21 protein-coding genes are annotated in these 25768 nt (G+C 60.1%); 6 read left to right on the forward strand and 15 right to left on the reverse strand.

Annotation, left to right across the window (positions count from 1 at the left end):
• Nucleotides 1–3: 3 nt before the first annotated feature.
• Together ACO6TG_RS12285 and ACO6TG_RS12290 are read right to left on the reverse strand one after the other, a co-directional pair.
• Entirely contained in the window at nucleotides 4–666 is a 663-nt protein-coding gene (locus ACO6TG_RS12285; protein WP_094072626.1) for an amino acid ABC transporter permease, read from the reverse strand.
• A 272-nt stretch (nucleotides 667–938) separates the two neighbouring features.
• Nucleotides 939–1739 carry a transporter substrate-binding domain-containing protein gene (locus ACO6TG_RS12290; protein ID WP_422378434.1) on the reverse strand — a complete coding sequence of 267 codons (801 nt, stop codon included), beginning with the start codon at nucleotides 1737–1739 and terminating at the stop codon, nucleotides 939–941.
• Between the two features lie 262 nt (nucleotides 1740–2001).
• On the opposite strand from ACO6TG_RS12290, the gene ACO6TG_RS12295 reads away from it, so the two are divergent.
• The 3 genes from ACO6TG_RS12295 to ACO6TG_RS12305 all read left to right on the forward strand — a co-directional run bounded on the left by ACO6TG_RS12295 (nucleotide 2002) and on the right by ACO6TG_RS12305 (nucleotide 4373).
• The gene (locus ACO6TG_RS12295) at nucleotides 2002–2658 is read left to right on the forward strand and encodes a GntR family transcriptional regulator (protein WP_422378435.1); all 657 of its coding nucleotides are present in this window, start codon (nucleotides 2002–2004) and stop codon (nucleotides 2656–2658) included.
• 25 nt (nucleotides 2659–2683) lie between these two features.
• Nucleotides 2684–3076, forward strand: a complete 393-nt coding sequence (locus tag ACO6TG_RS12300) for a hypothetical protein (protein ID WP_422378436.1) — start codon at nucleotides 2684–2686, stop codon at nucleotides 3074–3076.
• A 169-nt stretch (nucleotides 3077–3245) separates the two neighbouring features.
• Nucleotides 3246–4373 (forward strand): patatin-like phospholipase family protein, encoded by a 1128-nt coding sequence (locus tag ACO6TG_RS12305; RefSeq protein WP_422378437.1) that lies wholly within the window; start codon nucleotides 3246–3248, stop codon nucleotides 4371–4373.
• A 27-nt stretch (nucleotides 4374–4400) separates the two neighbouring features.
• On the opposite strand, the gene ACO6TG_RS12310 is transcribed toward ACO6TG_RS12305, so the two are convergent.
• From ACO6TG_RS12310 to ACO6TG_RS12320, 3 genes are all read right to left on the reverse strand, one after another.
• Nucleotides 4401–5426: a Bug family tripartite tricarboxylate transporter substrate binding protein gene (locus ACO6TG_RS12310; protein ID WP_422378438.1), complete on the reverse strand. Its 1026-nt coding sequence runs from the start codon at nucleotides 5424–5426 to the stop codon at nucleotides 4401–4403.
• A 79-nt stretch (nucleotides 5427–5505) separates the two neighbouring features.
• The gene (locus ACO6TG_RS12315) at nucleotides 5506–6471 is read right to left on the reverse strand and encodes a tripartite tricarboxylate transporter substrate binding protein (protein WP_422378439.1); all 966 of its coding nucleotides are present in this window, start codon (nucleotides 6469–6471) and stop codon (nucleotides 5506–5508) included.
• Nucleotides 6472–6903: 432 nt separating this feature from the next.
• Nucleotides 6904–7785: a LysR family transcriptional regulator gene (locus ACO6TG_RS12320; RefSeq protein WP_422378440.1), complete on the reverse strand. Its 882-nt coding sequence runs from the start codon at nucleotides 7783–7785 to the stop codon at nucleotides 6904–6906.
• A gap of 56 nt (nucleotides 7786–7841) precedes the next feature.
• On the opposite strand from ACO6TG_RS12320, the gene ACO6TG_RS12325 reads away from it, so the two are divergent.
• Both ACO6TG_RS12325 and ACO6TG_RS12330 read left to right on the forward strand, forming a co-directional pair.
• Entirely contained in the window at nucleotides 7842–9446 is a 1605-nt protein-coding gene (locus ACO6TG_RS12325; RefSeq protein WP_422378441.1) for a proton-conducting transporter membrane subunit, read from the forward strand.
• Between the two features lie 17 nt (nucleotides 9447–9463).
• Nucleotides 9464–11839: a YbcC family protein gene (locus ACO6TG_RS12330; RefSeq protein WP_422378442.1), complete on the forward strand. Its 2376-nt coding sequence runs from the start codon at nucleotides 9464–9466 to the stop codon at nucleotides 11837–11839.
• A gap of 76 nt (nucleotides 11840–11915) precedes the next feature.
• On the opposite strand, the gene ACO6TG_RS12335 is transcribed toward ACO6TG_RS12330, so the two are convergent.
• From ACO6TG_RS12335 to ACO6TG_RS12370, 8 genes are all read right to left on the reverse strand, one after another.
• Complete coding sequence (locus ACO6TG_RS12335; RefSeq protein WP_422378443.1) at nucleotides 11916–12599, reverse strand: hypothetical protein; 684 nt, start codon at nucleotides 12597–12599, stop codon at nucleotides 11916–11918.
• A gap of 327 nt (nucleotides 12600–12926) precedes the next feature.
• The gene (locus tag ACO6TG_RS12340; RefSeq protein ID WP_422378444.1) at nucleotides 12927–14381 is read right to left on the reverse strand and encodes a caspase family protein; all 1455 of its coding nucleotides are present in this window, start codon (nucleotides 14379–14381) and stop codon (nucleotides 12927–12929) included.
• Nucleotides 14382–14594: 213 nt separating this feature from the next.
• Entirely contained in the window at nucleotides 14595–16424 is a 1830-nt protein-coding gene (locus tag ACO6TG_RS12345; RefSeq protein ID WP_422378445.1) for an aminopeptidase P family protein, read from the reverse strand.
• A gap of 3 nt (nucleotides 16425–16427) precedes the next feature.
• Nucleotides 16428–17414, reverse strand: a complete 987-nt coding sequence (locus ACO6TG_RS12350) for an ABC transporter ATP-binding protein (RefSeq protein WP_422378446.1) — start codon at nucleotides 17412–17414, stop codon at nucleotides 16428–16430.
• Complete coding sequence (locus tag ACO6TG_RS12355; RefSeq protein ID WP_422378447.1) at nucleotides 17411–18412, reverse strand: ABC transporter ATP-binding protein; 1002 nt, start codon at nucleotides 18410–18412, stop codon at nucleotides 17411–17413. Before ACO6TG_RS12355 ends, ACO6TG_RS12350 begins: the two co-directional genes overlap by 4 nt.
• The gene (locus ACO6TG_RS12360; RefSeq protein ID WP_422378871.1) at nucleotides 18409–19215 is read right to left on the reverse strand and encodes an ABC transporter permease; all 807 of its coding nucleotides are present in this window, start codon (nucleotides 19213–19215) and stop codon (nucleotides 18409–18411) included. Before ACO6TG_RS12360 ends, ACO6TG_RS12355 begins: the two co-directional genes overlap by 4 nt.
• Before the next feature lie 56 nt (nucleotides 19216–19271).
• Nucleotides 19272–20213, reverse strand: coding sequence for an ABC transporter permease (locus tag ACO6TG_RS12365; RefSeq protein ID WP_422378448.1), 942 nt, complete (start codon nucleotides 20211–20213; stop codon nucleotides 19272–19274).
• Between the two features lie 90 nt (nucleotides 20214–20303).
• On the reverse strand, nucleotides 20304–21902 hold the full coding sequence (locus ACO6TG_RS12370) for an ABC transporter substrate-binding protein (protein ID WP_422378449.1): 1599 nt from the start codon (nucleotides 21900–21902) through the stop codon (nucleotides 20304–20306).
• Between the two features lie 282 nt (nucleotides 21903–22184).
• Between ACO6TG_RS12370 and ACO6TG_RS12375 the strand changes: the two genes are divergently transcribed.
• Nucleotides 22185–22781, forward strand: coding sequence for a helix-turn-helix domain-containing protein (locus ACO6TG_RS12375; protein WP_422378450.1), 597 nt, complete (start codon nucleotides 22185–22187; stop codon nucleotides 22779–22781).
• An 87-nt stretch (nucleotides 22782–22868) separates the two neighbouring features.
• Here the strand turns inward: ACO6TG_RS12375 and ACO6TG_RS12380 are convergent, their stop codons facing one another.
• Both ACO6TG_RS12380 and ACO6TG_RS12385 read right to left on the reverse strand, forming a co-directional pair.
• Nucleotides 22869–24362, reverse strand: coding sequence for an aldehyde dehydrogenase family protein (locus tag ACO6TG_RS12380; protein WP_422378451.1), 1494 nt, complete (start codon nucleotides 24360–24362; stop codon nucleotides 22869–22871).
• A 2-nt stretch (nucleotides 24363–24364) separates the two neighbouring features.
• Nucleotides 24365–25471 carry a mandelate racemase/muconate lactonizing enzyme family protein gene (locus ACO6TG_RS12385; protein ID WP_422378452.1) on the reverse strand — a complete coding sequence of 369 codons (1107 nt, stop codon included), beginning with the start codon at nucleotides 25469–25471 and terminating at the stop codon, nucleotides 24365–24367.
• Between the last annotated feature and the right edge of the window lie 297 nt (nucleotides 25472–25768).

A 25768-nucleotide genomic window follows, 5' to 3' on the forward strand; every position in this document is an offset into this window, starting at 1 on the left:
CCCTCAATACCGGAACAGGCGCATGGCGAGCAGCCGGGAGGCGCCGAGAATGATCTTGACGATCACGTAGTAGATGATGGCCGTAACTGCGAAATACTCAAAGATCCGGAAGGTTCGGCTGGCAAAGAACTGCGTCTCGCCGGACAGTTCCCGGAAACCGACCAGCATGCCGAGCGAGGACATCAGGACAGCCCAGACCATCTGGTTGGTGATCGGGTGATAGACGATCTTGAACACCTGCGGGATGACAATGCGCGTATAGGCCTGCCAGGCCGTCATGCCGAGCGAACGCGCCGCGCGCAGCTGCGTATCGGGCACGGCCTGGAAGCCACCCCGGAAGTTCTCCGCCAGGTAACCGGCACAGTTGAAGCTGAGACCGGCCAGTACGATGGCAAAGGGTGACAGATGCAGACCGAAAGCGCCCAGGCCGAAGCCGAAGAAAAACAGCTGGAACAGGGCCGGCGTGTTTCGCGCCAGCTCCACCCAGCTGGTCGCCAGCCAGTAAAGCGGCCCTTTCAGCTTCAGCCGGATCAGCGCCAGCCCCAGCCCGATGACAATGCCGAGGACCATGGCAAGCGAAGCGACCTGAAGCGTCAGGAGCCCTGCTTCCAGAAGGTCCGGCAGGCTTTTCATCACCGGTCGCCAATGGAAATTGTAGTCGAACATTTTTTAGCTTTTCGTTCCGGCGACCCTGCCAACCAAGGCAAGGTGTGGAGAGGAAAACTGGGTGTCACCCCGGACAAGCGCAGCGCCGATCCGGGGCCTACTCGCAGTGCAACTTTCGAAAGCGGGAGACGGGTCCCGGGAACATCCGGACGCCACTCAACCGCTCTGGTAGTGAGTGGACCCCGGGTCTCCCTTTGGTCGCCCGGGGTGACACAAGTGTTTGCGGTAAGCTGCCGGAAATCAGCCCAACGAGATTTCCGGCGTCACATGCCTCAGTACATCACGCCCGGGATGCGCAGTTCCGGAGCGTCGCCGCCGACATATCTGCCCCACAGCTCTTCATACCGGCCGGAGCGCACCTGGTGAGTGACGAACAGGTTGAGGAAATTCAGCCAGGTAACGTCTTCCCGCTTGCCGACAACCGAGGTGTAGTCGGTCGTCCAGGGCATGCGCGGGCCCGGCTCGACGGTTTCATACTGTTCGGTGATCGGCTTGACCGCCGTGTTGGTGGTGATGCCGATATCGGCCTTGCCCTGGGCCACGGCGAGGAAGACCTCGTTCTCGGACTGGTAGCCCTGGTAGAGATGCTCTTCACCCCATTCAGCGGCAATCTTCAGCCACTCCTGCTCCGGCACGGTTCCGATGGCGCCGGCAACGCGCTTGCCGCGGATGTCCTCGAAGGACTTGATGCCGCTTTCGGCATTGACGACACCCTGGGCGTAGTAGATCGCGTAGGGAATGGTGAAGCCGACGGTGCGGGCACGCGCCAGGCTGTCGGAGGTCGCGCCGAAGACGACATCGGCCCGGCCGGTCACGATCACCGGCAGGCGCTCCGCCCAGGTCACCGGATAGATGATCGGCTCGACCTCGAGCGCCGCTGCGAGATCGTTGCAGTATTCAACATCGAAACCGGCCGGCTCGTTGTTTTCGTCCCGGTAGCCGATCGGCGGGAAGTCGAGCACGACACCGCAGCGCAACTGGCCGCGATCGACCACGTCGTCCAGCGTATCGGCCTGAGCCGGCAGCGCGACCGTGACGGACAAGGCGGCAGCCGCCAGAATTTTCTTGAACATGTTTTCCCCTCTTCCTTTCGAAGATTTTCAGGCCCTGGGCTTCCCGTGCCCATGCCCCTGTCTTGTGCCTTCACCCTCGGCGGTTTCGCCGTCACGCAATGGCAATTCCGGTTCAGAGCGTCTTCCGCCCCGTGTTTTTGGTCCGGTGCAAGATTGATAAACCAAATTGGATCCAATATTCAATATAAAATATTCAAAATGATTTTCCACTTCAAAGCGGGGCACCCTTCCCGTAAAAGATGGGCTTAAGGAGAGACGCCCTATGAAACTGAAATCGATGGATATTTCCGCGACCGCATCGGCCTCGTCGATCGTCTTCGACGCATTGCGGAAAGCCATTATCGAGGGCCAGCTCGAAGAAGGCGAACCGCTGCGGCAGGACGAAATTGCCCGACTTTTCAACACCAGCCGGATTCCGGTGCGCGAGGCGATTTCCCGCCTCGAGGAACAGGGACTGGTCAAGACCCAGCGCTACAAGGGCGCCGTCGTTGCCGGGCTGTCACCGAAGGAAACGGCAGAGATCTTTGACCTGCGTGCGCTGATCGAGCCGGAGATCATCCGGGACGCTGTGCCCCGCATGTCGAAGGACCTTTTGACCGAAGCGCGCGAAAAATGTGCCGCCTTCTCGTCCGCCACAGATCCGCTCACCTATGGCGATCTCAACCGGGACTTTCACGAAACACTCTACAGCGCCAGTGACCTGAAGTTTTTCCAGGAGATTGCCGACAACGCCATCGACCGGGTCGAACGGCAGATCCGCGCCCAGCTGGTCCTTTCCGACGGCATGGACCGCGCCGGACGCGAACATTTCGGCATTCTGGTGGCCTGCGAGAAAGGCGATGCGGACCTGGCCTCAAGGCTGACGAAAGAACATATCCAGGGCGCCAAGGCCTCGCTGCTGAAACATCTTTCCACCTGACACCGACAAGAGTTTCGCAAACGGTATGGACAAGAGCCCGCTGGAGAAATCCATCCTGGAAACGGACTGGTCCCGTTTCGACGGCCCGGAGGAGTACAATCCCGATGAGGTTGCTCCTGCACTGCTGGATCTCTTGCATTTGCAACACGAAGGCCAGGCCGACAGGATTCAATCAATGGTACTTTTTGCTGTCGGCAATAACCATCGCGGCACCTATTACCCGGCTCTTGCCATCGCCATAGATTTCATCATCGAAATAGAGAGGCAGGCGGCAAGCCGGGTCGGCAAAAACAGCGCCCGTGAAATCCTCTACGATCTCAAATGTTTTGAGCCCGATCAGCAAGGCCAAAAGGTCTTGTCACAGGAAGACCACAGCCGCCTTCAACAGAAGCTGAAACCCTTTGCCAACTGGCAGTAACCCGAGCTGCACCAGCCTGACCTCACGGTTTTGTGAGTAGCCATTGCCGATGTTGCGGCGCACCATTCCTATCAATCAAGACCTTCAACGATGTCTGGAAGAAACGTTTCAAGGCGATCCCGCAGCCGCACTGCGCGGTCGAGGCTCCTCGATATGAAGGTGCATTGTCTTGAAACAAAAACCGTTTTTCTCCTCCCCGATGCGCCTCAACGTAGCGCTGCAAGGTGGTGGTGCGCATGGCGCTTTCACCTGGGGGGTTCTGGATCGGCTTCTTGAAGATGAAACGCTCCGTTTTAACGCTGTTTCCGGTACATCTGCCGGCGCCATGAACGCTGCGGCCCTGATCTCTGGACTAGAAAATGGCGGACCGGAGGCGGCGCGACAATCGCTCAGATCCTTCTGGCGCAGCGTTTCCAGTCGAAGTCGACTCATCCCGTTCAACCGGTCGACAGTTCAGGCCGTGCTCGGAGGATTGGGACTTGATGTCAACGCGCTCCCGTTTTTCTTCGGCTCGGGGTCACAGGTCTTCTCGCCCTACGATCTCAACCCGGCCGGCTTCAATCCACTGCAGGAAATCATCCGCGACACCATTGATATCACCGCGATCTCAAGGTCTTCCGTTGCTTTCTATGTCACGGCCACTCATGTCGGCACCGGGGAGGCCCGGGTCTTTTCTCAAGACGCCGTAACGGAAGAGGTTCTGCTGGCCTCCGCCTGCCTGCCCGCCCTGTTCCACGCCATCGAGATTGACGGCGAGCATTATTGGGACGGCGGTTATTCCGGAAACCCCAGCCTGATGCCGCTCGTTGGCGAAACCGACGCGAGCGATCTGTTGCTGGTACAGACCAGCCCGACACAACGTCCTGACTTGCCGCAAAGGGCGCAACAGATCGCGGCCAGGGAAAAGGAAATCTCGTTCAACGCTCCGCTCATCAAGGAACTGCGCCTCCTGGCCGAGTTGCAATACCAGGCGCGTCTGCTGCCGGGCTCAGGTGCACCGGGGTTTCTGGAAGGCCTGGTCGGCAAGTTCACACGGAGAAAACCGCATTTGATCCGCTCCATATCTGCGTTGAAGTGCCATCGGATTACCAGCGCCGCAATGAACGTTCGCGACAGTCAGACAAAACTGGATTCCGCATGGCTCTTTCTCACGCAACTGCGTGACGAAGGCAGAGATGCTGCGGAGTTGTTTCTGAAAAATCATGGCGGCGATCTCGGCAGGCGCTCAACGCTGGATCTGTCCCGCTGGCTTCACGGCGCATCCACACATGAGACAGAGCTGGCGAAGGCATCCTGACCTGCCTCGGCGCATGCAAGCCTGCTTTTACCGCCAGTGGCGCGCATGCGAGCGGGACGCCATGCGGCCGAACCGTTCCGGTGAGCTTTGCAGCATGGTCATGATCCTGAAGAGGCTTCGTTCCTGTTCAATGAGAAACCTTTTCAACGGGTCCCCAACCAGAAGCAGCGGCTCCCACCTGTACTTGGAGCGCTGATTTGCCCAGGCCGTCGTTGCGGCCAGCTCCGTGAACATAGCCTCGAAGGCCTGAATGTCTTTCTCGTCCGTCGCGCTGGCGGCGAAGAAACCGCGCCAGTTGGAAAACACCACGTCCAGCCCCTGGCTTCGGAAGGTCGGCACGTCCAGACCCGGCAACGGGTCGGCAGAGGTCACTCCGAGGATCCTGATCTTGCCCGCCTGGGCAGCTGGAAGCAGCTCGCCGACGCCGGAAACAACAGCCTTGACCTTGCCCGACAGCAGGCGGTCGAGTGCGGCCTTGCCACCGTCGGCGGGTGAATATCGCAGCGCATTCAGATGAATTCCGGCGGCCTGGGCCACCAGACCGAGGGTCAGGTGATCAAGTGAAAGATAGGTGGAGCCACCGGTTACGGGAACGTCTCCGGGAGACAGCCTGATCGCCTGCATCAGTTCATTGATATCGCGATAGGGGCTGTTCGCAGGAACGGCAATGGCCTGGTAGGCCGAGATCAGGATCGCAACAGGACGCGTATCGCGCCAGCTGTTGCGATAATCGCCGCGAAAGGACCGGACGATGATCGGCGTTGATTGCACCATCAAGGTGTTCCGGTGACGCTGCGGATGATGGATCAGGTCAAGCAAGGCGCGATCGCCGCCGCCACCCACCAGGTTTTCATAGGCAACCACAGTGGCAAGACCTGTTGCCGTCAGAACCTCTCCGACCGCATGCGCCGTCGTATCCCATCCGCCGCCCTTGCCACCTGGAATAAGAAACCGTATCTCGGGCATGTCTGCAGCACGCACCGGCAGGGTCCCCAGGATCAGGGCGACCGCCGCAACTGCAGTCCGAAACATTTTCTGACGCAAACCAGCCATCGCTTCGCTCCCTTCAAAGCTCCGGGTCTACGTTGACCGGCCGGAAAAGCCGCTCCGGCCGGTCCAGCGTGGACTGGGATTATTGGAGTTCCTTCAGGATCTGACCGAGATCCTGTTCCTGTTTGGCCAGAAACGCATCCAGGTCGGCGCCCACCAGCAGGAGAGGCTCCCATTTGTAGGTTGTTCTTATCGCCGTCCAGGCATCCGTGTCGGCCAGGGCCGTCAATATGTCCCGGTATTGGGCCACCTCGTCGTCGCTGGCACCTGGCGCTGCAAAGAAACCGCGCCAGTTCGCGAACACGACATCCAGGCCCTGGCTTGCAAGCGTCGGCGCCTCCAGGCCAGGGATCGGTTCGGCGGAAGTGACACCAAGAATGCGGGTCTGCCCGTCGGCCGCTGCCGGCAGAAGTTCACCGACACCGCTGACCACCGCCTTCACCTTGCCGGACAGCAAACGGTCCAGGGCCTCCTTGCCGCCATCGGCCGCCGAATAGCGCAATTTATCGAGCTCGATACCGGAGGCCTGTGCGATCAGGCCAAGGGTCAGATGATCGAGCGACAGCCGCCCTGATCCGCCGGCAACCACGACCGCATCCGGCTTTGCCTTCAGGTCGGCAACCAGCTGACTAATGTCCTGATAGGGGCTGTCCGCTGCGACCGCGACCGCCTGATAGGCCGAAATCATCGTGGCAACAGGCGTGATGTCCTGCCAATTGTTCTTGTAGACGCCGGTCAGGGCGCGAATGACAAGCGGCGTGGACTGGACCATCAAGGTGCCCTCACGCTTTTCGCCATCCGAGATGAGGCTCAGCAGGGCGCGCCCACCTCCGGCACCCGACAGGTTTTCATAACCGTTCACCTTGGCCAGGCCGGCCTCCTCCAGAGCAGAGCCAACAGCGCGCGCCGTGGTATCCCAGCCGCCGCCTTCGCCGCCCGGGATCAGGAATTTGACCTCCCCATTGGCCAGCGCCGCCCCGTCCAGGGTGAGCGCCAGTGCCGCCGATAGTGCCACGACCTTGATTGTTTTCAGATAGTTTCCGCGCATCTCGAATTCTCCTCCGTTGCAGTGACAATCGGGATTTGAGGCACATGCACGCTCATCCGGGACCGCGCAAATGAAAGGCGTGTCCCGGCATAACCACGTTTGGCACCCTGAAAATGCTCTAGGCAGACCGCTCCTGCCCGACGGCTCCCTCAAGACTGTCGAAGTCTTGAAGGCGCGCGCACGGTATCATTGCCCCGAGAACCCGGGACTGCACAGTAAGCAGTCTTCTTTGCCATATGCCGACAAGAAAAACCTTAGATTAAAAAACTGTCATCAACCTGTCAGATCATATATTTCAGCGTCAAAAAAATTTAACACTAGCAAATGCGCCAAATTTCACGAATTTTATTTTCAACCCTCAGGTTTAAACTATTTGTTTACGATTAGAACACTCTGCAAACCCAGTCCACCCAAACAATTCGTGGGGACAGGCTATTCCTGTGCACCAGAGAAGACCGACAGTAGCTCGGCCACCAGCGGGTTCGGGAACCGCCGTTGCAGGGTCACGGCGAAGAACCCCTCGCTGATCCGGTCCAGCCGGGCATATTCAACCAGCCTGCCACTGGCGAGCTCATCTCGAACCACAATCGGCGGGATCACGGCCAGGCCAGCGCCCGTCCTTGCCAGAAGACGCAGCATTGCCATGTCATCCGCTTCTGCTGCGATTTTGAGAACGAGACCAAGGCTCTCCACAAGACCATCGAAGGAGGCCCTGAGTGCGGTTTCCGGGGTTGGCAGGATCAGCGGCTCGTTGCCGAGCAGATCCGCCACTCCCTTCGCCTGCAGATCCGGATTCGGCAACCCCACCAGGCTCACCGGCTGCTCAGAGAGATTGTGAATGAGGTACCGGCTCGACGCATCCCTGGCCGGCACCAGGTTGGTCAGAACGATATCCAGCGACAAGGCTTCCAGCGCTCGCAGCAATTCACCCTGTGACCCCGATCGCAGCACGACTTCGACATCCGGCCGTCCGATCAGGGGCTCCAGGAAACCGATCTGGAAATTCCGCGACAAGGTCGCCAGGGACCCGACCCGAAGCGCCCGGCGGGTTGTTCCTGTGTGTTTCAGCGTAGCCGTCAGATCGTCCGCCGTCCTGAAGATCGCTTCGGCGTGATCCAGGGCGATGCGACCGGCTTCCGTCAGGACCAGGCCCCGCCCCCGCCGCTCGAACAGATCGTTGCCGAGCGAGGTTTCCAGCGTCTTGATCTGCGCCGACAGGGCTGATTGCGACAGGTTCAGGCTGCGCGCCGCCCCGGTGAGCGTACCGTCCCGCGCGACAGCTCTGAACAACCGGAGATGATGGAGATTGATCACGAAACTCTTCTAATTTATCGAACGATTTTTGAGATAATATATAATTTTTTGAAAGAATGCGAGACGCTATACCGGCGGCATCCGTATCAGCCAGGAGCAATATCGTGTTCTCGACCATCCCCCTCCCCGTGTTCGCGCCAGTTCTTCTGGTGATCGCAGCTGTTCTTTTGGGTGGTCTGAGCTCCCGGCGTTTAACGATCCTTCCCTGGCTGTCCGAAGGCGCCGCGCTGGCCACACTGGGTCTCGCAGCCCTCGGGGTGGGCCAGCTGATACAAGCCGGCCCAATTCAGATAACCTGGTTTGAAGGTCCGCTTGCGTTCGCCTTGAGACTGGATGCGGTCAGCGCAACCATGTCTCTCCTCGTTGCCTTTGTCGGCTGGATCGTGATGCGGTTTTCGAGAACCTACCTGGCGCACGATCGGAAAGAAGGTGCATTTCACACCCAGATGCTGGTGACGCTTGCCGCGGTGCAGTTTCTGGTCCTGTCGGGCAGCTTCGCCGTCCTGCTTCCGGCATTCATCGCCGTGGGCATCACCTTGCGCAAGCTGCTGCTTTTCTATTCGGACCGGCCACAAGCGCAAAGGGCCGCCGCCAAATTTTCTCTGGTCTGGCATGCCGGTGACATCGCCCTTCTTCTGGCTGCGCTGCTCTTTGCGCTTGCAACGGGCACCGGCGTGTTCAGCCAGCTTTCCGGGTTCACCGGATCGCATCTGGAAGTTTTGCCGCATGGTGCGGTGGCTCTGGTCGTCCTGGCTGCGGTTCTCAAGACGGCGAGCTTTCCGCTCCATGGCTGGCTCACGGAGGTGATGGAAGCGCCAACACCGGTGTCCGCGCTGCTGCATGCCGGTATCATCAACGCTGGCGGCCTTCTCCTGATCCGGCTTGCCGAACTTGTTCAGGCAAGCCCGGGGGCCATGGCATTCCTGGTAATGATCGGCGGTTTGACGGCCCTTTTTGGCGCCGTGGTCATGCTGACCCAAAGCGCGGTCAAGACAGCACTGGCCTGGTCGACCGTTTCTCAGATGGGATTCATGCTGCTGCAATGCGGCCTCGGTCTCTGGCCCCTTGCCTTGTTGCACATCGTTGCCCACTCGCTCTACAAGGCCCATGCCTTCCTGAGCTCGGCAGGTGCGGTCGGCGCCGTTGCGAAACAGCGTAGACCCGGTGCGATCGCCGTTCCGAACCTGGCAGCGGTCGCGAAATCCTTCGCCCTTTCCCTGGTGCTGTACGGCATCGTCTCCACGGCCTTTGTCTGGCTGGCAGGCCCCAAGTCGGCGCAGGCATTTGCCCTGGGGGCCATCCTGATTTTCGGCGTCGCCTATCTCGTTGCGCAGGGTCTCGCCGATGCAGCCCCCACAGCGCTGACAAGACGTACCGGCCTCGCAGCCACAGGTGTCACCTTGGCCTATTTCGCCTTTCAACAGGTTGCCAACACCCTATGGGGCGCCGCCCTCCCGGCCACGCCTGAGGTCGGCCCGCTCGAATGGGCCCTGCTTGCGCTCGCGGTTACCAGTTTTGGTCTGGTTGCGTTGGCCCAGACACTCTTCCCGCTCTGGGCGCATCACCCGGCCTCAGCCGGATTTAGGGTCCATGTTGCCAACGGCTTTTACCTCAATGCACTTCTCGACCGCCTGACCGGCGGTTTCCGGGTCGCAAAATAGAAAACGAGGATCAATCGATGTTTGTCAAACACACCCAATTCACGTCGACCCGGATCGCTCAAATCCTGAAGGCCGGAGAGGCTGCAATCCGCGCCATTCCGCCTGCATTCCCACTAGAAGCAACCGTCGCCGTCAACCCGTTCCTCGGCCAGGCGGGCGAAGACCTCGCCACGGCCTCTGCGCGTCTCGCCCGGGTGGCCGGCACCACGCTCACACAGGATCGCCAGACACTCGCCGCTGCCATCGAAACAGGCTGTATCACCGATGAGGATCTGGCCGGGGCGCTGGCTGCCAGTCCCGCCCTGGCAAAACCCGCGAGCGTTGCCGCATTGAAGAAACAGGCACAGGCAGAGTGTGAACAGCCTGTGGCGCTGCCCACCCTGGCAGAGCTGGCGGCCGAGGCGACCGGCATCGACTGGCCGGCAGTCATTGAAAAGTCTGTCGGACTTTGGGCATCCGGATTTTTCGACCAGGGCCAGGCACTCTGGTCGCCTGCACCAGGAGCGCGGGCCTTTGCCGCCTGGCGGTCCTGGGCATCACGAGATCTCACACCTGAAATCGCCGGCCTGAAAGGGTTTTGCGAACACGTATCCACCTCCCCCGACACAACGGAACGCGCGATCCTGCAGGCTGCAGACAAGCTCGGCATCAGCGACAAGGCTGCCGAAACGGCGTTCCACCGGTTGCTGATAGATCTCGGCGGCTGGGCCCAACACGGTCGCTGGTTGCTCTGGCAGGCCGAACTGGAAGACCGTACGGACGGAACGCTGGCCGATTTGCTGGCCATCAGGCTGATCTGGGAAGACGCGTTGCTGACAAGCTTTCCCGAAGTTCAAAAGCGTTGGCAGGCCATCGTCACCCGGCACGAACAGAAAATTGCAGCGACACCCGACCAGATCGTCAATGCGATCTTGCAGGAGGCATCCGAGCGGGCCTTTCAGCGAAACCTCGTCGAAAAACTGAAGCCAGGTAAAGAACGGCGGCAACAGGCCGCAATCCAGGCTGCCTTCTGCATTGACGTCAGGTCGGAGATCTATCGGCGGGCGCTGGAAAATCAGTCGCCCACCATCGAAACACTGGGCTTTGCCGGGTTCTTCGGCCTGCCCGTGGCACATCAGGGTCATGGGTCGGATGTGGTCGAAAATCACCTTCCGGTTCTTCTGAAACCTGCGCTGACCTCAACCGGCAACGGTTCGAAACAGGCGGAACACAAGACCCGGATCAGTGCCCGGGCAGTGCGGGCCCTGGGGCGTTTCCGGCAGGCGGCCGTATCGTCCTTTGCCTTTGTCGAAGCGGCCGGTCCGCTTTACGGCTGGAAGCTCATGCGTGACGCGATGGGGCTTGGCGATGGCTCAAAACAGGATCAGACAGCACCCAGGCTTGCCCCCGGTCTCGACGCAACTGTCAAGGTGGAGACAGCCGCAGCCGTCTTGCGCGCCATGGGCCTGACGAAAGACCTTGCACCACTGGTGCTCTTGGTGGGCCATACGGCCCAGACCTGCAACAATCCGCATGACAGCGCCTATCATTGCGGCGCCTGCGGCGGCTACTCCGGCGAAGTGTCTGCACGTTTGCTGGCAGACTTGCTGAACGATCCGGAGACCCGTGCAGGACTTGCCGAGCACGACATCGAGGTTCCCGCCGATACGGTCTTCCTGGCCGGCCTCCATAACACCACGACGGACGAGCTGACCCTGTTCGAACGGGAAAGTGTCATCGACAAGGAAGACCTTGCTCAGCTTCGGGTCTGGCTGGAGCGCGCCAGCGCAGAAGTGCGTGAGGAGCGTGCCCTGAAACTGCCAAACGAGAGTGCGCAGACGATATCGGCGCGTGCCCTCAACTGGGCAGAGATCCGCCCGGAATGGGGACTGGCCGACTGTGCCGCTTTTGTTGCGGCCCCGAGGCAGGTCACTTCCACAACCGATCTTGAGGGCCGTGCCTTCCTGCACAGTTACGACTGGCAGGGCGACGAAGGCTTCAACACCCTGGAACTGATCCTGACGGCCCCGGTGGTTGTCGCAAGCTGGATCAGCCTTCAGTATTACGGATCTTCGGTTGCACCGGACATCTTTGGCGGAGGCAACAAACTCATCCACAATGTCGTTGGCGGCATTGGCGTCGTGGAAGGCAACGGCGGCCGGCTCCGGCCGGGCCTGCCCTGGCAAGCAGTTCATGACGGCAAGCACCTGGCCCATACGCCGCTGCGGCTCACGGTTCTGGTCGAAGCGCCCACCGAAGCAATTCAGGCCGTTTTGACCAAGCACCCGGAAGTGCGGGCGCTTTTCGACAATGGCTGGCTGCACTTGTTTGCCCTGAAGGAGGGTTGCGTCTCGGCACGTTATCTTGCTGGTGGCAGCTGGAGCCCCGACATGGCCGCACAACGCGCAGCCTGACCCTTAAAAAGGGCCAGGCAACATCGCGCAATGCCGAAGGAGACAGGCGCCGCCGGGAGTGCCCGGCGGCCTCGGACTACGACCGCAACAGGCGCTTGGTCGAGCCAACCGCGGTGGCGATCTGGGAATAGTGCGCCTTGCGCTTTTCCGAGTTCCCCGCTGAACGCAACAGTTTCGTCACCGTCTCGTCAATTGCCGCTGCTGCTTCCCGGTTCGCCCTCGCCAGGCTTTCCTGCGCCACCGCCCGGTAACTGCGACGACCTTTCTTGGCGCGTGGCGCGCCTGTATCCTGATATTTTGAAACAATGCCGTCCAATTTGCGGGACAGGCTCCTGAGTTCGCGAGCAGCTTCGCGGTAACCTGGCCTATTGTCGATTGTCGATGCCGCACGAGCGAGCACGTTTTTCAGGCAGTCAAACCTGTATTCAGGCCGTATCCCGCTCCGACATTCATTGCTGCCACGCGTGATCAACGAGGCAACTCCGCGTGCAATGCCATCATCCAGGCCCGGGTTATTGCTCAGCCGCGGGTCTCGTTCACTCCGGTCCGGGTCATAACTGGGTTCAGCCGGTGAACTCTCGGTGCTGTCATTATATTGCTGAAGGTGAAACAACCCAGACAGTGGATCATGGCTTTCCAGAAATGTCAGGTTGGGTGCGGCAGGCAGAGCGCTGGCTCTGTCCGGCGAAAGCGCCGCGCCAATTGTATTCCCAGCCAGCGCAAGGGCGAGGCTGCAGGCGATGCGTGATCCAAAAGTCATGATTCCCCCAATCATTATCGACGCCCGACCGGCGCCTCAACAAACCGCAAGTAGCTCGAGGTGTGGCGATATCCAGGGATACGTCTGCAGATCGCCTTTCCTCGAAAGTCTTACCGATGCAGGTATATGGTGGAATTATACTTGATTTTATCTATGGCTTCTTAGGCAAGTCGAAAGCCGACTAAAAATCCACCAAAACTTGCAAAGACATTTGAAATTCTACATTTCCAGACCGAACAAATAAAGACAAAGCACCTAGGTGACTTTACGTAATCAATTCTACCTTTGACAACAGAAATAGCCCTCTCTCCCGGCCTGCATCATTGCCTATTCGCTTAAACCGTAAGCCTTGCGCAAGCCGCGCTGTGTCTGAGGTCCGAACTGCCCGTCGATGCTGCCCGAGTAGAAGGCCCGCTCAGACAGTTTCCTCTGCAAGGACCGGCGCGTTGCTGCCTTGAACATGTTCGGATTGTCGGAGAGCTGGCCCAGAACCTCCTCATTCCCGGACCGGAGGGCTCTATAAAGATACTCGGCTGCATCATCCGGCGTCTTGCCGTCGACAACCCCGTCATCGATCAGGGCCGCATAATTGAACATCGCCTCCGGGTGGCGCTGATCGGCCGCCTCTCCAAAGAGCACGATCGCCTTCTTGGGATCGCGCACGATCCCCAGCCCGCCCTGGTAGTGGAGGAAACCGAGATCGTTGATGGCGTCCGCAAATCCGTCGGCCGCCGATCGGCGGAACAGGTCCAATGCCTTTTCGACATTCTGCTCAACACCGATACCGCGTTCATACATGCGGGCCAGCTCGAACATCGCTTCCGGATCGCCCACCTCCACGGCCTTTTCCAGAAACGCAGCAGCGCGGGCCGGATCGTAGCGTTGCTCATTCGGATTGAGACGCATATAGGCGAGGCCTTTCAGGGCGCGGCTGTCACCATCACGGGCGGCCACCTGCAGCTGCTCTTCCTGATCAACCTCAAGTCGGCCCCAGGCATTTCGCCGTGCACTCGCCTCCAGTCCGTTCACTTCCTGACTGTTGCCGGCAAGAAAGTAAGGCTTACCGGAAAGCGAACCGTAAGTATGCGGCTCCTGAGCATTACCGGTTGCCTTCAGGACGGAATCCCGCACCTGGCGAAACGCCAGTCCGATCTCGAGATCCTGCATCCTCAGCGTCTCGGCGAGCGCAAGGGCGAAGGGACTGTTGTCGCCCGCACCGTCCAGTGCAACTTTGCCAGCTTCAGCGGCATAGGCGACCAACGTGCCACGATCGGGTGATGGCGGCGCAAGACTGCTCCTTGCTGCCGCGGAAGCAACAGTCAGCGTCTCTTTCAGACCGCCATCGGCAAAAGGGTCGTTGCGGCAGGAATCCAGGATCACGATCCGCAGCTGACGGGCCTTGTCAACGGCCTGCAGGATATCGTCCAGCGAAACGGAGGTATCGGCTACGCGCTGCCGACTGCCGGCATCTGCATCTGCCGGCACCAGGAAATTCCGGCCGCCAACCTCGATGCCGTGACCGGCGAAATAGACCAGGGCGACATCTGCGGTCTCCGCCTCGAAGGCAAACCGCTCCAGAAGGCCCCGGAATTCATCGAGGCCGATGTCAAAATGTTCGGAAACCTCAAAGTTGAGCGCGTAGAGCGTGTCCGAAATCAGCCGCCCGTCGCGGGTCGTGTTGTCCAGATCCGGTGCATTGGCATAATCGGCTATGCCGACGATCAGCGCCATCCGGCGTTCTGCAAACGGATCGGTCGATGCCTGCCCTGCAAACGCCAGCATCAAGAGGAACACAAGGCTCAGGCATACTCGAAACGCCTGAAACCCAGTACGGCAAGTGCCCCATGTGACCGAACTTGCGGCTTGACACAAGCGCATGAAAACCCGCCCTGCTGTTGTTCTCGTCGCAAACACGAGATCCATCATTGAGGCAAAGCGGGTTCAAGACAAGTTACTTTTCGTTGCGTCACGCTCGGATTACCTATCGGCAGCGGATCAACCGACAGCGCGCAGGCTGCCCTCACCGGAACCGATAGGGGCGCAGGCCTTGGCGAGCCAGACCCTTGTCTCTGCCGAGCAGCGATCGGCAATCAGCTCTTCGACCTTGGCATGATAGGCATTCAACCAGCGCAACTCGGTATCTGTAAGGTGCTCGACCAACAGGGCGTCGGTCTGGATGGGGATCCAGGTCAGAGTGTCGAAGCCGAGAAAACCGTCTTCCAGTTCGACGACTTCGTAAAGATTCTCAAGGCGAATGCCGTAGCGCCCCGCCAGATAGTGTCCTGGCTCGATGGACATCACCATGCCGGAGGCAAGGTCGACCGGACTGTAAGGTTTGCCGATTCTCTGCGGTTGTTCGTGGACTGACAGGCGATGCCCGATACCGTGACCTGTCCCGTGATCGTAATCAAGTCCAAGATCCCAGAGCGGACGACGGCAAATGGCATCGATGTGATGGCCCTGCGTCCCTTTGGGAAAGCGCAGTGTCGCCAGCGCCACCAGAGCCTTGAACACTGCAGTGAATGCGCGCGCATACCCGTCCGGCAAGGTTCCGAACGTGTAGGACCGTGTCGCATCCGTGGTACCGGTGTCATATTGCCCACCGCTGTCCATCAGGTAACAGCCTGACGGCAGCACCGGCGCGGAAGCACGCGGGTCCGCCGCGTAATGACACATGGCCGCATTGCCGCCGGCACAGGAAATCGTTCGGAAGCTCTCCGACAAGAACGTCGGTCGTGCGCTCCTGCAGGCCAGGATGCGTTCCTCCGCTTCATATTCCGAAATGGGTTCACCGGCCGCGGCCCGCACAGGCACTTCCCGGGTCAGCCAGGCTCCGAAATCGGCCCAGGCAACGGCGTCGTCCAGATGACAGGCACGGATCCCTTCCAGCTCGGTGCGGTTCTTGCGCGCCTTGGCGAGCGTCGCCGGGCTTCGCTCCAGAACTGGCTCTGCCTGTTTGGCAGTTGCCAGGCGCGCCACGGCAGCCGGAGAAAAGTCGGAATCGAGCAACACGCGGTCGCCTTCGTCCAGAAGGTCGGCCAGCACGCCAAGGAAGGCCACTTTCGGATGAACACTCAGCCAGGCGGGCAGACTGTCCGCCAGCCCATCCTCGAACTTACGGGCGTCAACAAACCAGTGCGCTGCTCCATTTTGCTCCAGCACCAGAAACGATTGCGGCATCGGGTTATAGGCAACGTCGTCGCCGCGAACATTCAAAAGCCAGGCGATGTTGTCGGGCTGGGTCTCGACCATGAACCGGCAGTCTTTTTCCGACATCGTCTGCAGCATGTTCTGGCGCTTCTCGTCAGCCGAAGCACCGGCGAACTGCAGCGGAAATGCGGTGATCAGTCCAAAGGGTTCGACCGGCTGGTCGCTCCAGACTGCATCGACCGGATTGCCGGTGACCGGTGTCAGCTGCGCGCCGGTGCGCTTCAGCGCCGTTTCAAATCGTTCGACCCAGCGTGGCGGCAGCAACATAGCGTCATAGCCGATCACCCAGTCCGGGCCCGCCTCGCCCGCCAGCCAGATTTCCGGAGGGTGTTCAAAAAGATGGTCCCGTTCAATCAGGTCCGCCGGACACTGGTTCTGGGCCTGAACGGTATAACGGCCATCGACAAAGAGGCGAACACGATCGGCCGTGACAATGGCGGCACCGGCAGAGCCGGTAAAGCCGGTGACAAACCCCAGGCGTTCGTCATGCGGGGCCACATATTCACCCTGATGGGCATCAAATCGCGGCACGATAAGGGCTGTCAGCCCGCGAATAATCATCTCCGAACGCAGGGAGGCTAGCCGGTCGGCCAGGACGGCGCGCATGTCAGTCATTGATCAGATCTCTTCAGCGTGGTGGCAGGCGACCGCGCCACGCCCCTCAAGGGCGCGCAACACGGGAAGCTCGGCAGTACATTTCGGGGATTTGTGGCGACAGCGCACATGGAACGGGCAGCCAGGCGGAATGTCCATTGGCGACGGCAATTCACCTTCGAGGTGGATCTTCGTGCCCTTGTCGTCCGGGTCAAGCGACGGCGCGGCGCTCAACAGCGCCTGGGAATAAGGGTGCGAAGGATTGGCAAACAGCGTCTCGCTGTCGCCGATCTCGACGATCCGGCCGAGATAGATCACCGCCACCCGATTGGACACATGCCGCACCAGACGCAGGTCGTGGGCGACAAACAGGATCGTCAGACCCAGCCGCTCCTGCAGTTCCAATAGAAGGTTGACGATCTGCGCCTGCACCGAGACGTCCAGCGCGGACACCAGCTCGTCCGCGATCAAGACTTCCGGCTCGACGGCCAGCGCCCGGGCAATCGCGATGCGCTGACGCTGACCGCCGGAAAATTCATGCGGGTATTTCTCAAGGGCGTCCTGGGGCAGCTGGACCAGATCCATCAGCCTGGCCAGACGTTCAGGGACCTCACTCTCCCCGCACATCTTGTGCACCAGCAGCGCCTCTTTCAGGATCTGCCCGGTGGTCATGCGTGGATTGAGAGAAGAATAAGGGTCCTGGAACATCATCTGGACGCGGCGGTTGTAACTGCGGTCCCGCCGTTCTTCCGGCGCAAAGACATCCGAGCCGTGAAACAGGATTTCGCCGCCACCCGGCTCGTGCAGCCGCACGATGCAGCGTGCCAGGGTCGACTTGCCGCAGCCTGATTCCCCGACCACGCCGAGTGTTTCCCCGCGCTTCAGATCAAGCGACACCCCGTTCAGCGCATTGACATTGCGCGGCGGCCGGCCGGTCACCACGTCGAGCACGCCGCGCTTGCCTTTGAACATCAGGCTGACGTCGCGGATTTCCAACACTGTTTCGTTCATGCCGCAGCTCCGTCCCTGGCTTGCACCTTGTTGAAACAGGCCAATGCCCGGCCGGTGCCGCTTTCCTGAAGCTCCGGCCGGCCGTCCTCACACACACTTGTCTTGTTGGCGCAGCGCGGGGCAAATGCGCAGCCCTTCGGCAAGTTGAGCAGGCTCGGCGGTGTTCCGGGAATGGAATAAAGAGGCGTTCTCGGCGGCACGTTCTGGGGCACGGAGCGCATCAGCCCGACCGTATAGGGGTGCTGAGGCGTCTTCAGCACATCACGGACAGCGCCTTCTTCCACAATCCGGCCGGCATACATCACCGCCACCTGGTCGCAGGTCTGCGCAACCACGCCAAGATCATGGGTCACCAGGATCACGCCCATGTCGAAATCCCTGGCAAGCGACAGGATCAGATCGAGGATCTGCGCCTGGATGGTGACGTCAAGCGCGGTGGTCGGCTCATCCGCCAGAAGCAGCTTTGGCCGCGCCGCCAGCGCAATCGCGATCATCACCCGCTGACGCATCCCGCCGGAAAACTGGTGCGGGTATTCCGAAAGCCTGGAACTTGCCGCCGGAATGCCGACCAGGTCGAGCATCTCCACCGCACGTTTTTTCCGCTCCGCCGCCGACATTTCGGTATGCGCCTTGAGGGTCTCGTCAATCTGCAACCCGACCGTCAGAAGCGGATTGAGCGATGTCATCGGCTCCTGGAAGATCATGGCGATCTCGCCACCGCGAATGGTGCGCAAGCGGCTTTCCGGCGCGCTTACCAGATTGTCGCCACGCCAGAGCACGTCGCCGGTCGTGGTGCCATAGCGCCTCGACAGGCCCAGGATCGACCGCAAGGTCACGCTTTTGCCCGAGCCACTCTCCCCGACAAGGCCAAGCACCTCGCCCTTGTTGAGGGTAAAGTCGACATCGCGTACGGCCGGAATAGAGGCTCCGCCTGCGGTGAAAGTAGTGCAGAGTTTACTGACCTGCAACAAGGGGGTTTGAACGCTTTTCAAGGTCATCCGCGGGGCCTCAACAGATCTGCCAGACCATCGCCGATCAGCGAAAAGCCGAGCCCGGTCAGGACGATGGCAATGCCCGGCATCAGGCTCAGCCACCAGGCGGTGGTGATGAAATTGCGCCCCTCGGCGATCAGCACACCCCATTCGGCCTGGGGCGGTTGTGCGCCGAGGCCAAGATAACCGAGCGAGGATCCGAGCAGGATGGCCAGCGCCATGTCGGTCATCCAGTAGACGATGATCGGGGTGATCGCATTGGGCAGGAGATGCCGGAAGATGATGCGCCGGTCGGAATAGCCCATCACCACCCCGGCGGAAGCATAGTCATTGGCCATTTGCGAGATCACTTCGGCCCGCATCAGGCGCGCGTAATAGACCCAGCCGACCAGAGTGATCGCGATATACATGTTGATCAGCCCCGGCCCGAGCACCGCGACCACAGCAATGACCAGAACCAGGAACGGAAACGTGATGATCGCATCGACCACGCGACCGAAAATCATGTCGGCGATACCGCGGTAGTAGCCGACCAGCGCACCGACGACGACACCGATCAGAAGGGCGAATACCGTTGCCAGAAACGCCATCTGCATATTGACGGAATAAGCCCAGATCACCCTGGAAAAGGTGTCGCGACCGAGCAGGTCCGTGCCGAAGGGATGCAGCCAGCTGGGGGGCTGGCGCACAGCCGTGTAGTTGATGAAATTCGGGTCATAGGGCGCAAAGACGGATGGAAACAGTGCCAGGATCAGGGACGCACCGATGATGACAACACCGGCCATGAAACCCGGTTTGGCCAGCGCCATTTGCAGGCGGCCCGGCTTCTTTGCGGCCCTGTTTGCCGCGGAAACAGTTGCGTCACTCATTTCAGGCGCATCCTCGGATCAAGCCAGCTTTGGAACAGGTCCGTCATGAGAAAGACCGCCGACACCAGTACGGCAAAGGTCAGGGTCAAGCCCTGGATGAGGGGATAGTCCCGGGCAAAGATCGCCTCCAGCATCGACCGGCCGACGCCTGGAACCGCAAACACCGTTTCGGTGACGAGCGTACCGCTCATGAGCTGACCAATGGACAGCCCCAGCAGGGTCACGGTGGAAATCAGTGCGTTTTTCAGAACGTGGCGGCCCAGGATCAACCGGTTCGGCAGGCCCTTGGCGCGCGCGAACTGAACATATTCGGCATCCAGCACCTCTATGATCGCGGACCGGAGGTTCCGCATCAAAATCGCGGAAGTGTAGAGCGCGACCGTCACCGCCGGCAGGAACAGGTGATACATCCGGTCCCAAAACGTGTCGCCATAACCGCCTACCGGGAAAAGCCCGAGATGGGCCGCCAGGAAGGTCAGCAGCAGCAGACCGATATAGAAGACAGGCATGGAGAGCCCGACCTGGAAAACGGCCCTGATAAGATTGTCCTGCCACTTGCCCCGATTGACCGCAGCCAGAAAGGCCAATGGCCCCGCGATCAGCATCGACAAGGTAACAGCGTAGATGGTCAGGAAGAGGGTGGTCGGCAGACGTGCCAGAACAACATCGAGGACTGGTGCCCGCATCAGGATGGATCGGCCAAGATCTCCCTGCAGCGTGTTGGTGACAAACAGCCAGAACTGGGTCCAGAGCGGTGCGTTCAGACCGAGCTTGTCGCGAATGGCGGCAATGTCGGCGTCAGAGGCCTTGTCACCCGCAATTGCAATTGCCGGATCGCCCGGCAAAAGCCGAACAAGAAGAAAGATAATGATCATGACCAGAAAAAAGGTCGGTATCATCAGAACCAGTCGGTTCAACGTGTATTGCACACCAGCCATTTCAATCGCCGTGCCTTGAAAGACCGACCGGGAGGTCAGGCACCCAGTGGGCTGGGTGCCTGAACCTCCCGCTCGTGGGAGGAACGCGGATCAGCGTTCCAGCGAGACGTTTTCAAAGATGTTGTTGCCGAGCGGCGTCTGGATGTAGCCATCCACCTTGCCCGACACCGCCACCGCGAAGGGGGTCTCGTACATAAACAGGAGCGGGGCTGCTTCCGCGTAGATCTCCTGCATCTGCCGGTATTGATCGGCGCGCTTTTCCGGATCCATCTCCGTGGATGAAGCTTCGTAAAGCCCGTTGAACTCGGCATTGTTCCAGCCCGTACCGACGGCCTTGCGGGTCGGATAGTAGCCCAGCCAGCCGGTGACCTGGCTCGGGTCGTTGACGTCGTCAACCCAGCCATAGGTGTGGATGTCGAACTCGCCGGAGCGGTTCTTTGCGCCACGGGTCGCACCGTCGACCTGCTCGGCGACCAGAGTGATGCCAAGCGGCTGCCACATCTGCTGAAGCGCTGCGAAGATGGTGGCATCGTCCGCCGAGCCGGCCAGCGTGGTCAGTGTGATTTCCGTACCCGGCTCCAGTCCGGCCTCTTCGATCAGCGCCTTGGCCTTTTCCAGATCAAAGCCGTAAAGCGGGCTCATGTCGACGGCGAGCCGCGTCGCTGAGGACATGACCGGAGAAGACATCGGCTTGCCCGCGCCCTGCAGGATCAGCTGGATCAACGCGTCCTTGTGGGTCGCATAGTTCAGAGCCTGACGGACGCGCTTGTCGGCCAGCGGGTTCGGCGAACCGTCCGCACGGGTTTCCCGCGTGTTGATCGGCGAATAGATGATCCGCGTCGACGGGAACAGGTACATGTTGATCGCCGGGTCCGCATCGAGTTCCGATACGCGCGAGAACGGGATGAACTCGGCAATATCGACCTCACCGGCAGTCAGCTTGAGGACACGTGTTGCGTCATCCGGAATGACCTGGAACTCGACACCATCGACATAAGGCAGCGGTTTGCCGTCTTCACCCAGTTTCCAGTAATGCGGATTGGCGCTGAAGGACATCGAGGCGCCCTGTTCAAAGCCGCTCAGGAAGAACGGACCCGACCCGACACCGGGACCACCTGCCGCAAAGATGGCGGCGGACTTGTCCTGGTCCGTTTCGCCCGGCGCCGCCTCAAACGCCTTTTTCGACACGATGGCGGTGTTGAAGGTCGCCAGCATCGACAGAAGCGCCGGATCCGGATTTTCCAGGGTGACGGTCACCGTGTTGCCATCAGCACTCACGTCGGAAATCGCGGAAAGAAGTCCGGACCACGGACCGAGATCCGGATTGCGTGCCCGGTCCAGCGAGAAGATGACATCGTCACCTGTCAGCGCGCTGCCGTCTGAAAATTTCAGACCGTCGCGCAGGGTCAAAGTGATGGTCTTGCCATCGGCGGCCACTTCGTAGTTTTCGGCTAGGGACCCGACCAGCTCGCCGCTGTCCGGATCTGTCTCCAGAAGGGTCGAGAACAGGCTGCCGACCATCCAGATATCCGGATTGCGGTCCGCATAGATCGGATCGACCAGTTTCGAACCGTCATAGCGCGCGAAATTCAGGGTACCGCCACGCTCGAGGGCGTCGGCTGTCTGATAGGTGAAAGCGGTCAAAGCCGTGCTCATTGCCAGCCCGACGGCAAGCGCTGCAGCTTTCATGGTGTGTCCTCCCAGTGCACGTGTCATGAGGCCTCGGAGCTTAGTCGAAAGCAATCGCTCCGCAAGCCATTTTTTTAGTAAAACTTAGAAACTGACTCAGATTTTTAATACAGCTAAAAAACATTCATATCTATAAGACATTGTTTTAAATGAATTTTCTATCTCATAAACCGTCAACTCATTCACTAAAAAAAATTTTAGTATTGATAAATTTTAGCAAGTGTCGGAGGCTGGCATTCTTCGGCAGCGGAGGCTATAAGACTTGCCGGAACGGAGGACTTCATGACCATAGATGGGCCGACTGACACCCGGGAACCCGAAGCTGACACGCCGAATTACGGTCCAGTGATACGGCAACGGCGCAAGGCCCTCGGCATGACCCTTGAGGACGTGGCCAAGGCGACCAAGCTGACGATCGGTTTCCTGTCTCAGGTCGAGCGCGGCATCAGCTCGCCGTCCCTGTCGTCATTCCAGCGCATTGCCGGTGCGCTTCAGACCAGCCTGGAGCAGTTGATCAAGGTTCCCGAACCCTATTCGGAATTCGTTTCCAAGGACGACCGGCAAACCTATGTGCTCGGCAAGTCGAAACGGCTCTACGAGAAGCTTGGCCCCGGCTTTCCCGGCGCATTGTTTTACCCAACGATCATCCACCGCCCGCCCGGACATATCTCGGAGCACATGGAACACGAGGGCGAAGTCTTCTGTTACCTCCTGTCGGGCAGCCTGGAATATCACCTCGGCGACAAGGTCTTCATCATGACCCCCGGCGACAGCATTCACCACGACACGTCCAAGCCGCATTATTCCAAGGTGCTTGGCGAGGCGGAAACCGTGGAGCTCTGGGTCAGCTCAACGCCCATCAGCGACCCGAAAAGCTGAAGCGCTGGGTTGCAGCAGCTAGGCCTCCAAAAAAGAAGCCGGTTCGACGAAGCGAACCGGCCTTAGGGAGGTAACACAGATGCCCGGTCAGGCGATGCGGGCTGCAATGCTCTTGGTCTTGCAGTAGCTCTTCAGCCCTTCCAGGCCCTTTTCCCGACCAAAGCCGGATTTCTTGTTGCCGCCGAACGGCACTTCGATACCGCCGGCAAAATACTCGTTGATATAGATCTGGCCGGCGTCGATCTTGCGTGCCAGCTGATGCGCCTTGGCAAAGTCAGATGTGTAGATGCCGGCCACCAGGCCATACTGGCAATCATTCGCCAGCTCCAGCGCATGGTCAGCGTCTTCTGCCACCTGAACCGTCAACACCGGACCAAATATCTCTTCCTGCGCCAGCTCGTCATCGGCGGAAACCGCATCGACAATGGTCGGCTCGAAGAACCAGCCCTTGCCGGTTGCCGGGTCCTGCGTGATGGCTCCGCCAACGGCAATCGTCGCCCCGCGCGCCTTGGCGCGATCGATAAACCCTGCAATCTTGACAAGATGCTCGGCGGAATTGACCGGCCCGACATCCGGTTCGCCGAGCCCATGGCCGAGGCGCAAGGCCTGCACACGGGATACCAGCTCCGCGACGAATTCCTCGTGAATGCTCTTTTCGATCACGAGCCGCGATCCGGCCGAACAGATCTGACCGGCATTTTCGTAGATCGCACCGAGCACACCATCAATGGCCTGGGCCCGGTCACAATCGGCAAGCACCACCACCGGCGACTTGCCGCCCAGCTCAAGAACAACGCGCGTGATGTCGTCGGCCGCAGCCTTCATCACCGCCCTGCCCGTCTGAACGGATCCGGTGAAGGTGATGTGGTCGACAAGCGGATGACTGGTCAGCGGCGCGCCGGTTTCCGGGCCGGTGCCCGTGACCACATTGCAGACACCTGCCGGCAGACCGGCATCAAAAAGGATTTTCGCCAGGAGCAACGCGGTGAACGGTGTCTGTTCGGCCGGTTTGGCAACAACCGTGCAGCCGGCGGCAAGGGCCGGGGCAAAGCCGCGGGCCGCGGTCGAAATCGGGAAGTTCCACGGAATGATATGCGCCGTCACACCGACCGGCTCATGAATGGCATAGCCGATATAGTTCGGACCGAGCGGAAAGCTGTCGCCCTGCAGCTTGTCGCAAGCGCCGGCGTAATATTCAAAAGTCCGCGCCGCCCCGCGCACATCGCCCATCGCCTCCTGCAAGGGCTTGCCGCTGTCGAGGCTTTCGGTGACGGCCAGCAGGTCGAGATTCTCCAGGATCAGCTCGGATGTTTTCTGCAAGATCCGCGCCCGCTCGACCGGCGCCATATCGCGCCAGACCACCTCGAAGGCCTGCCGGGCCGAGCGAACCGCCTGGTCGACATCTTCCGCCGTTCCGGCCGTGAACCTGGCAAAAGCCTCGCCGCGGCCCGGATCGAAGCTCTCCATCGTCCGGTTATGTGAGGGCTGGGTGAAGATCCCATCGATGAAATGTCCGAGCGGCAACGCCGTGAGCGTACCGGTCTCGGTGTATTCCTGCATGAGGTCGCTTGCGGTCGGCATTCTCAGCGCTCCCAGGTACTGATCTTGTAGGTGGACCTCGCCAGCCAGTCCGGATTGATCTCAACGCCCCAGCCGGGCGCATCGGTCACCAGGGCATGACCATCGGTGATGTCATAGGGCGATTTGACATAAAGGTCGTATTGCCAGGGATAGTAGTCCTCCTGCTCGATGGAGAATTCCAGGTACTTGCCCGCATTCGGGATCGCCCGAAGCAAATGCATGGTGAAGAGCGTCACCAGAGACAGGTTCGCCGCGTGCGGGGTACAGGGCAGACCGGCCTCATGCGCCATATGCGCCACTTTCATCGTGCGCACCATGCCACCGAGATAACAGACATCCGGCTGGATGATGTTGACGACCCGGTCATCAACCATGCGCTGCCAGTCGACCAGGGAACAGTCCTGCTCACCACCCGTCACGTCGATCTCCAGCGCCTCGGTCACCTGACGGGTCTGGTCGTAATGCCAATAGGGGCAGGGCTCTTCATAATGCGAAATGCCGTTGTCCTGCAGAAACCGGCCGACCTCGATGGCCTTTTTTGGCGAGTAGCAGGAATTGGCGTCGACCAAAAGCGCGGTGTTGTCGTTGAACGCCTTGCGCATGGTCGGCACGATTTCTTCAGTTCGCCCCGGCCATTCATCCTGATCACGCCCACATTCGGCACCGATCCGGAACTTGAAAGCATCGAAGCCGAACTGGTCCTGCTGCCGTTTCAACCGGTCAGCCTCGTGCTGCGGGGTAATGTCCCGCTTCATCGAGGACCCATAGGCGCGTACCTTGCCGGGTGAGCCACCGAGCAGCTCGCAGACCGGCTTGCCTTCCACTTTGCCGCGCAGATCAAAAAGGGCGGTGTCGAGGCCGCCCATTGCCCGGCGCAAATAGGACCCGGGAAACTTGTGCTCGCGGTCCGGAATGATGTCCATCAGATGCTCAATGTCGAACGCATCTTCTCCAAGCGCGTAGGGCGCAACCTGCCGATGCACCACCTCGGCCGTGATGTCCGCATAATAGGGCGCCACCTGCCCCCAACCTGTCGCACCGCTGTCCGAGGTGACCCGGACAAAGCAGACAAATTCATTGGTAAATGTTTCTATTGATTGGATTTTCATGTCTTGCTCCGGTCCTTTGCGGACTCGTTTCGGCAGGGTCAGACTTGGCTCTTCGCAGACCCTACTCGGAATTGGACTTGAATTAAGGTCCGTTTTGCGCAAAGTCTCATACCAATCGGGAGAGCTAGAGCATGTCCACTCAATCGAGGCTCATTTCATGTCGACAAGCAGTTCACTCGGCGAGGCGCGTCGCGTCACGTCGCGAAGTGCGATGCGGTACATCGGTCAAGCGGCGTAACGCTGCCGATGGACTGCTTTGCGTCAACCGGAGGGCCAGGCTTTTGCGTCCGCTGATCA

This window comes from Roseibium sp., assembly GCF_965233565.1.
In the GTDB taxonomy this organism is placed as follows: domain Bacteria; phylum Pseudomonadota; class Alphaproteobacteria; order Rhizobiales; family Stappiaceae; genus Roseibium.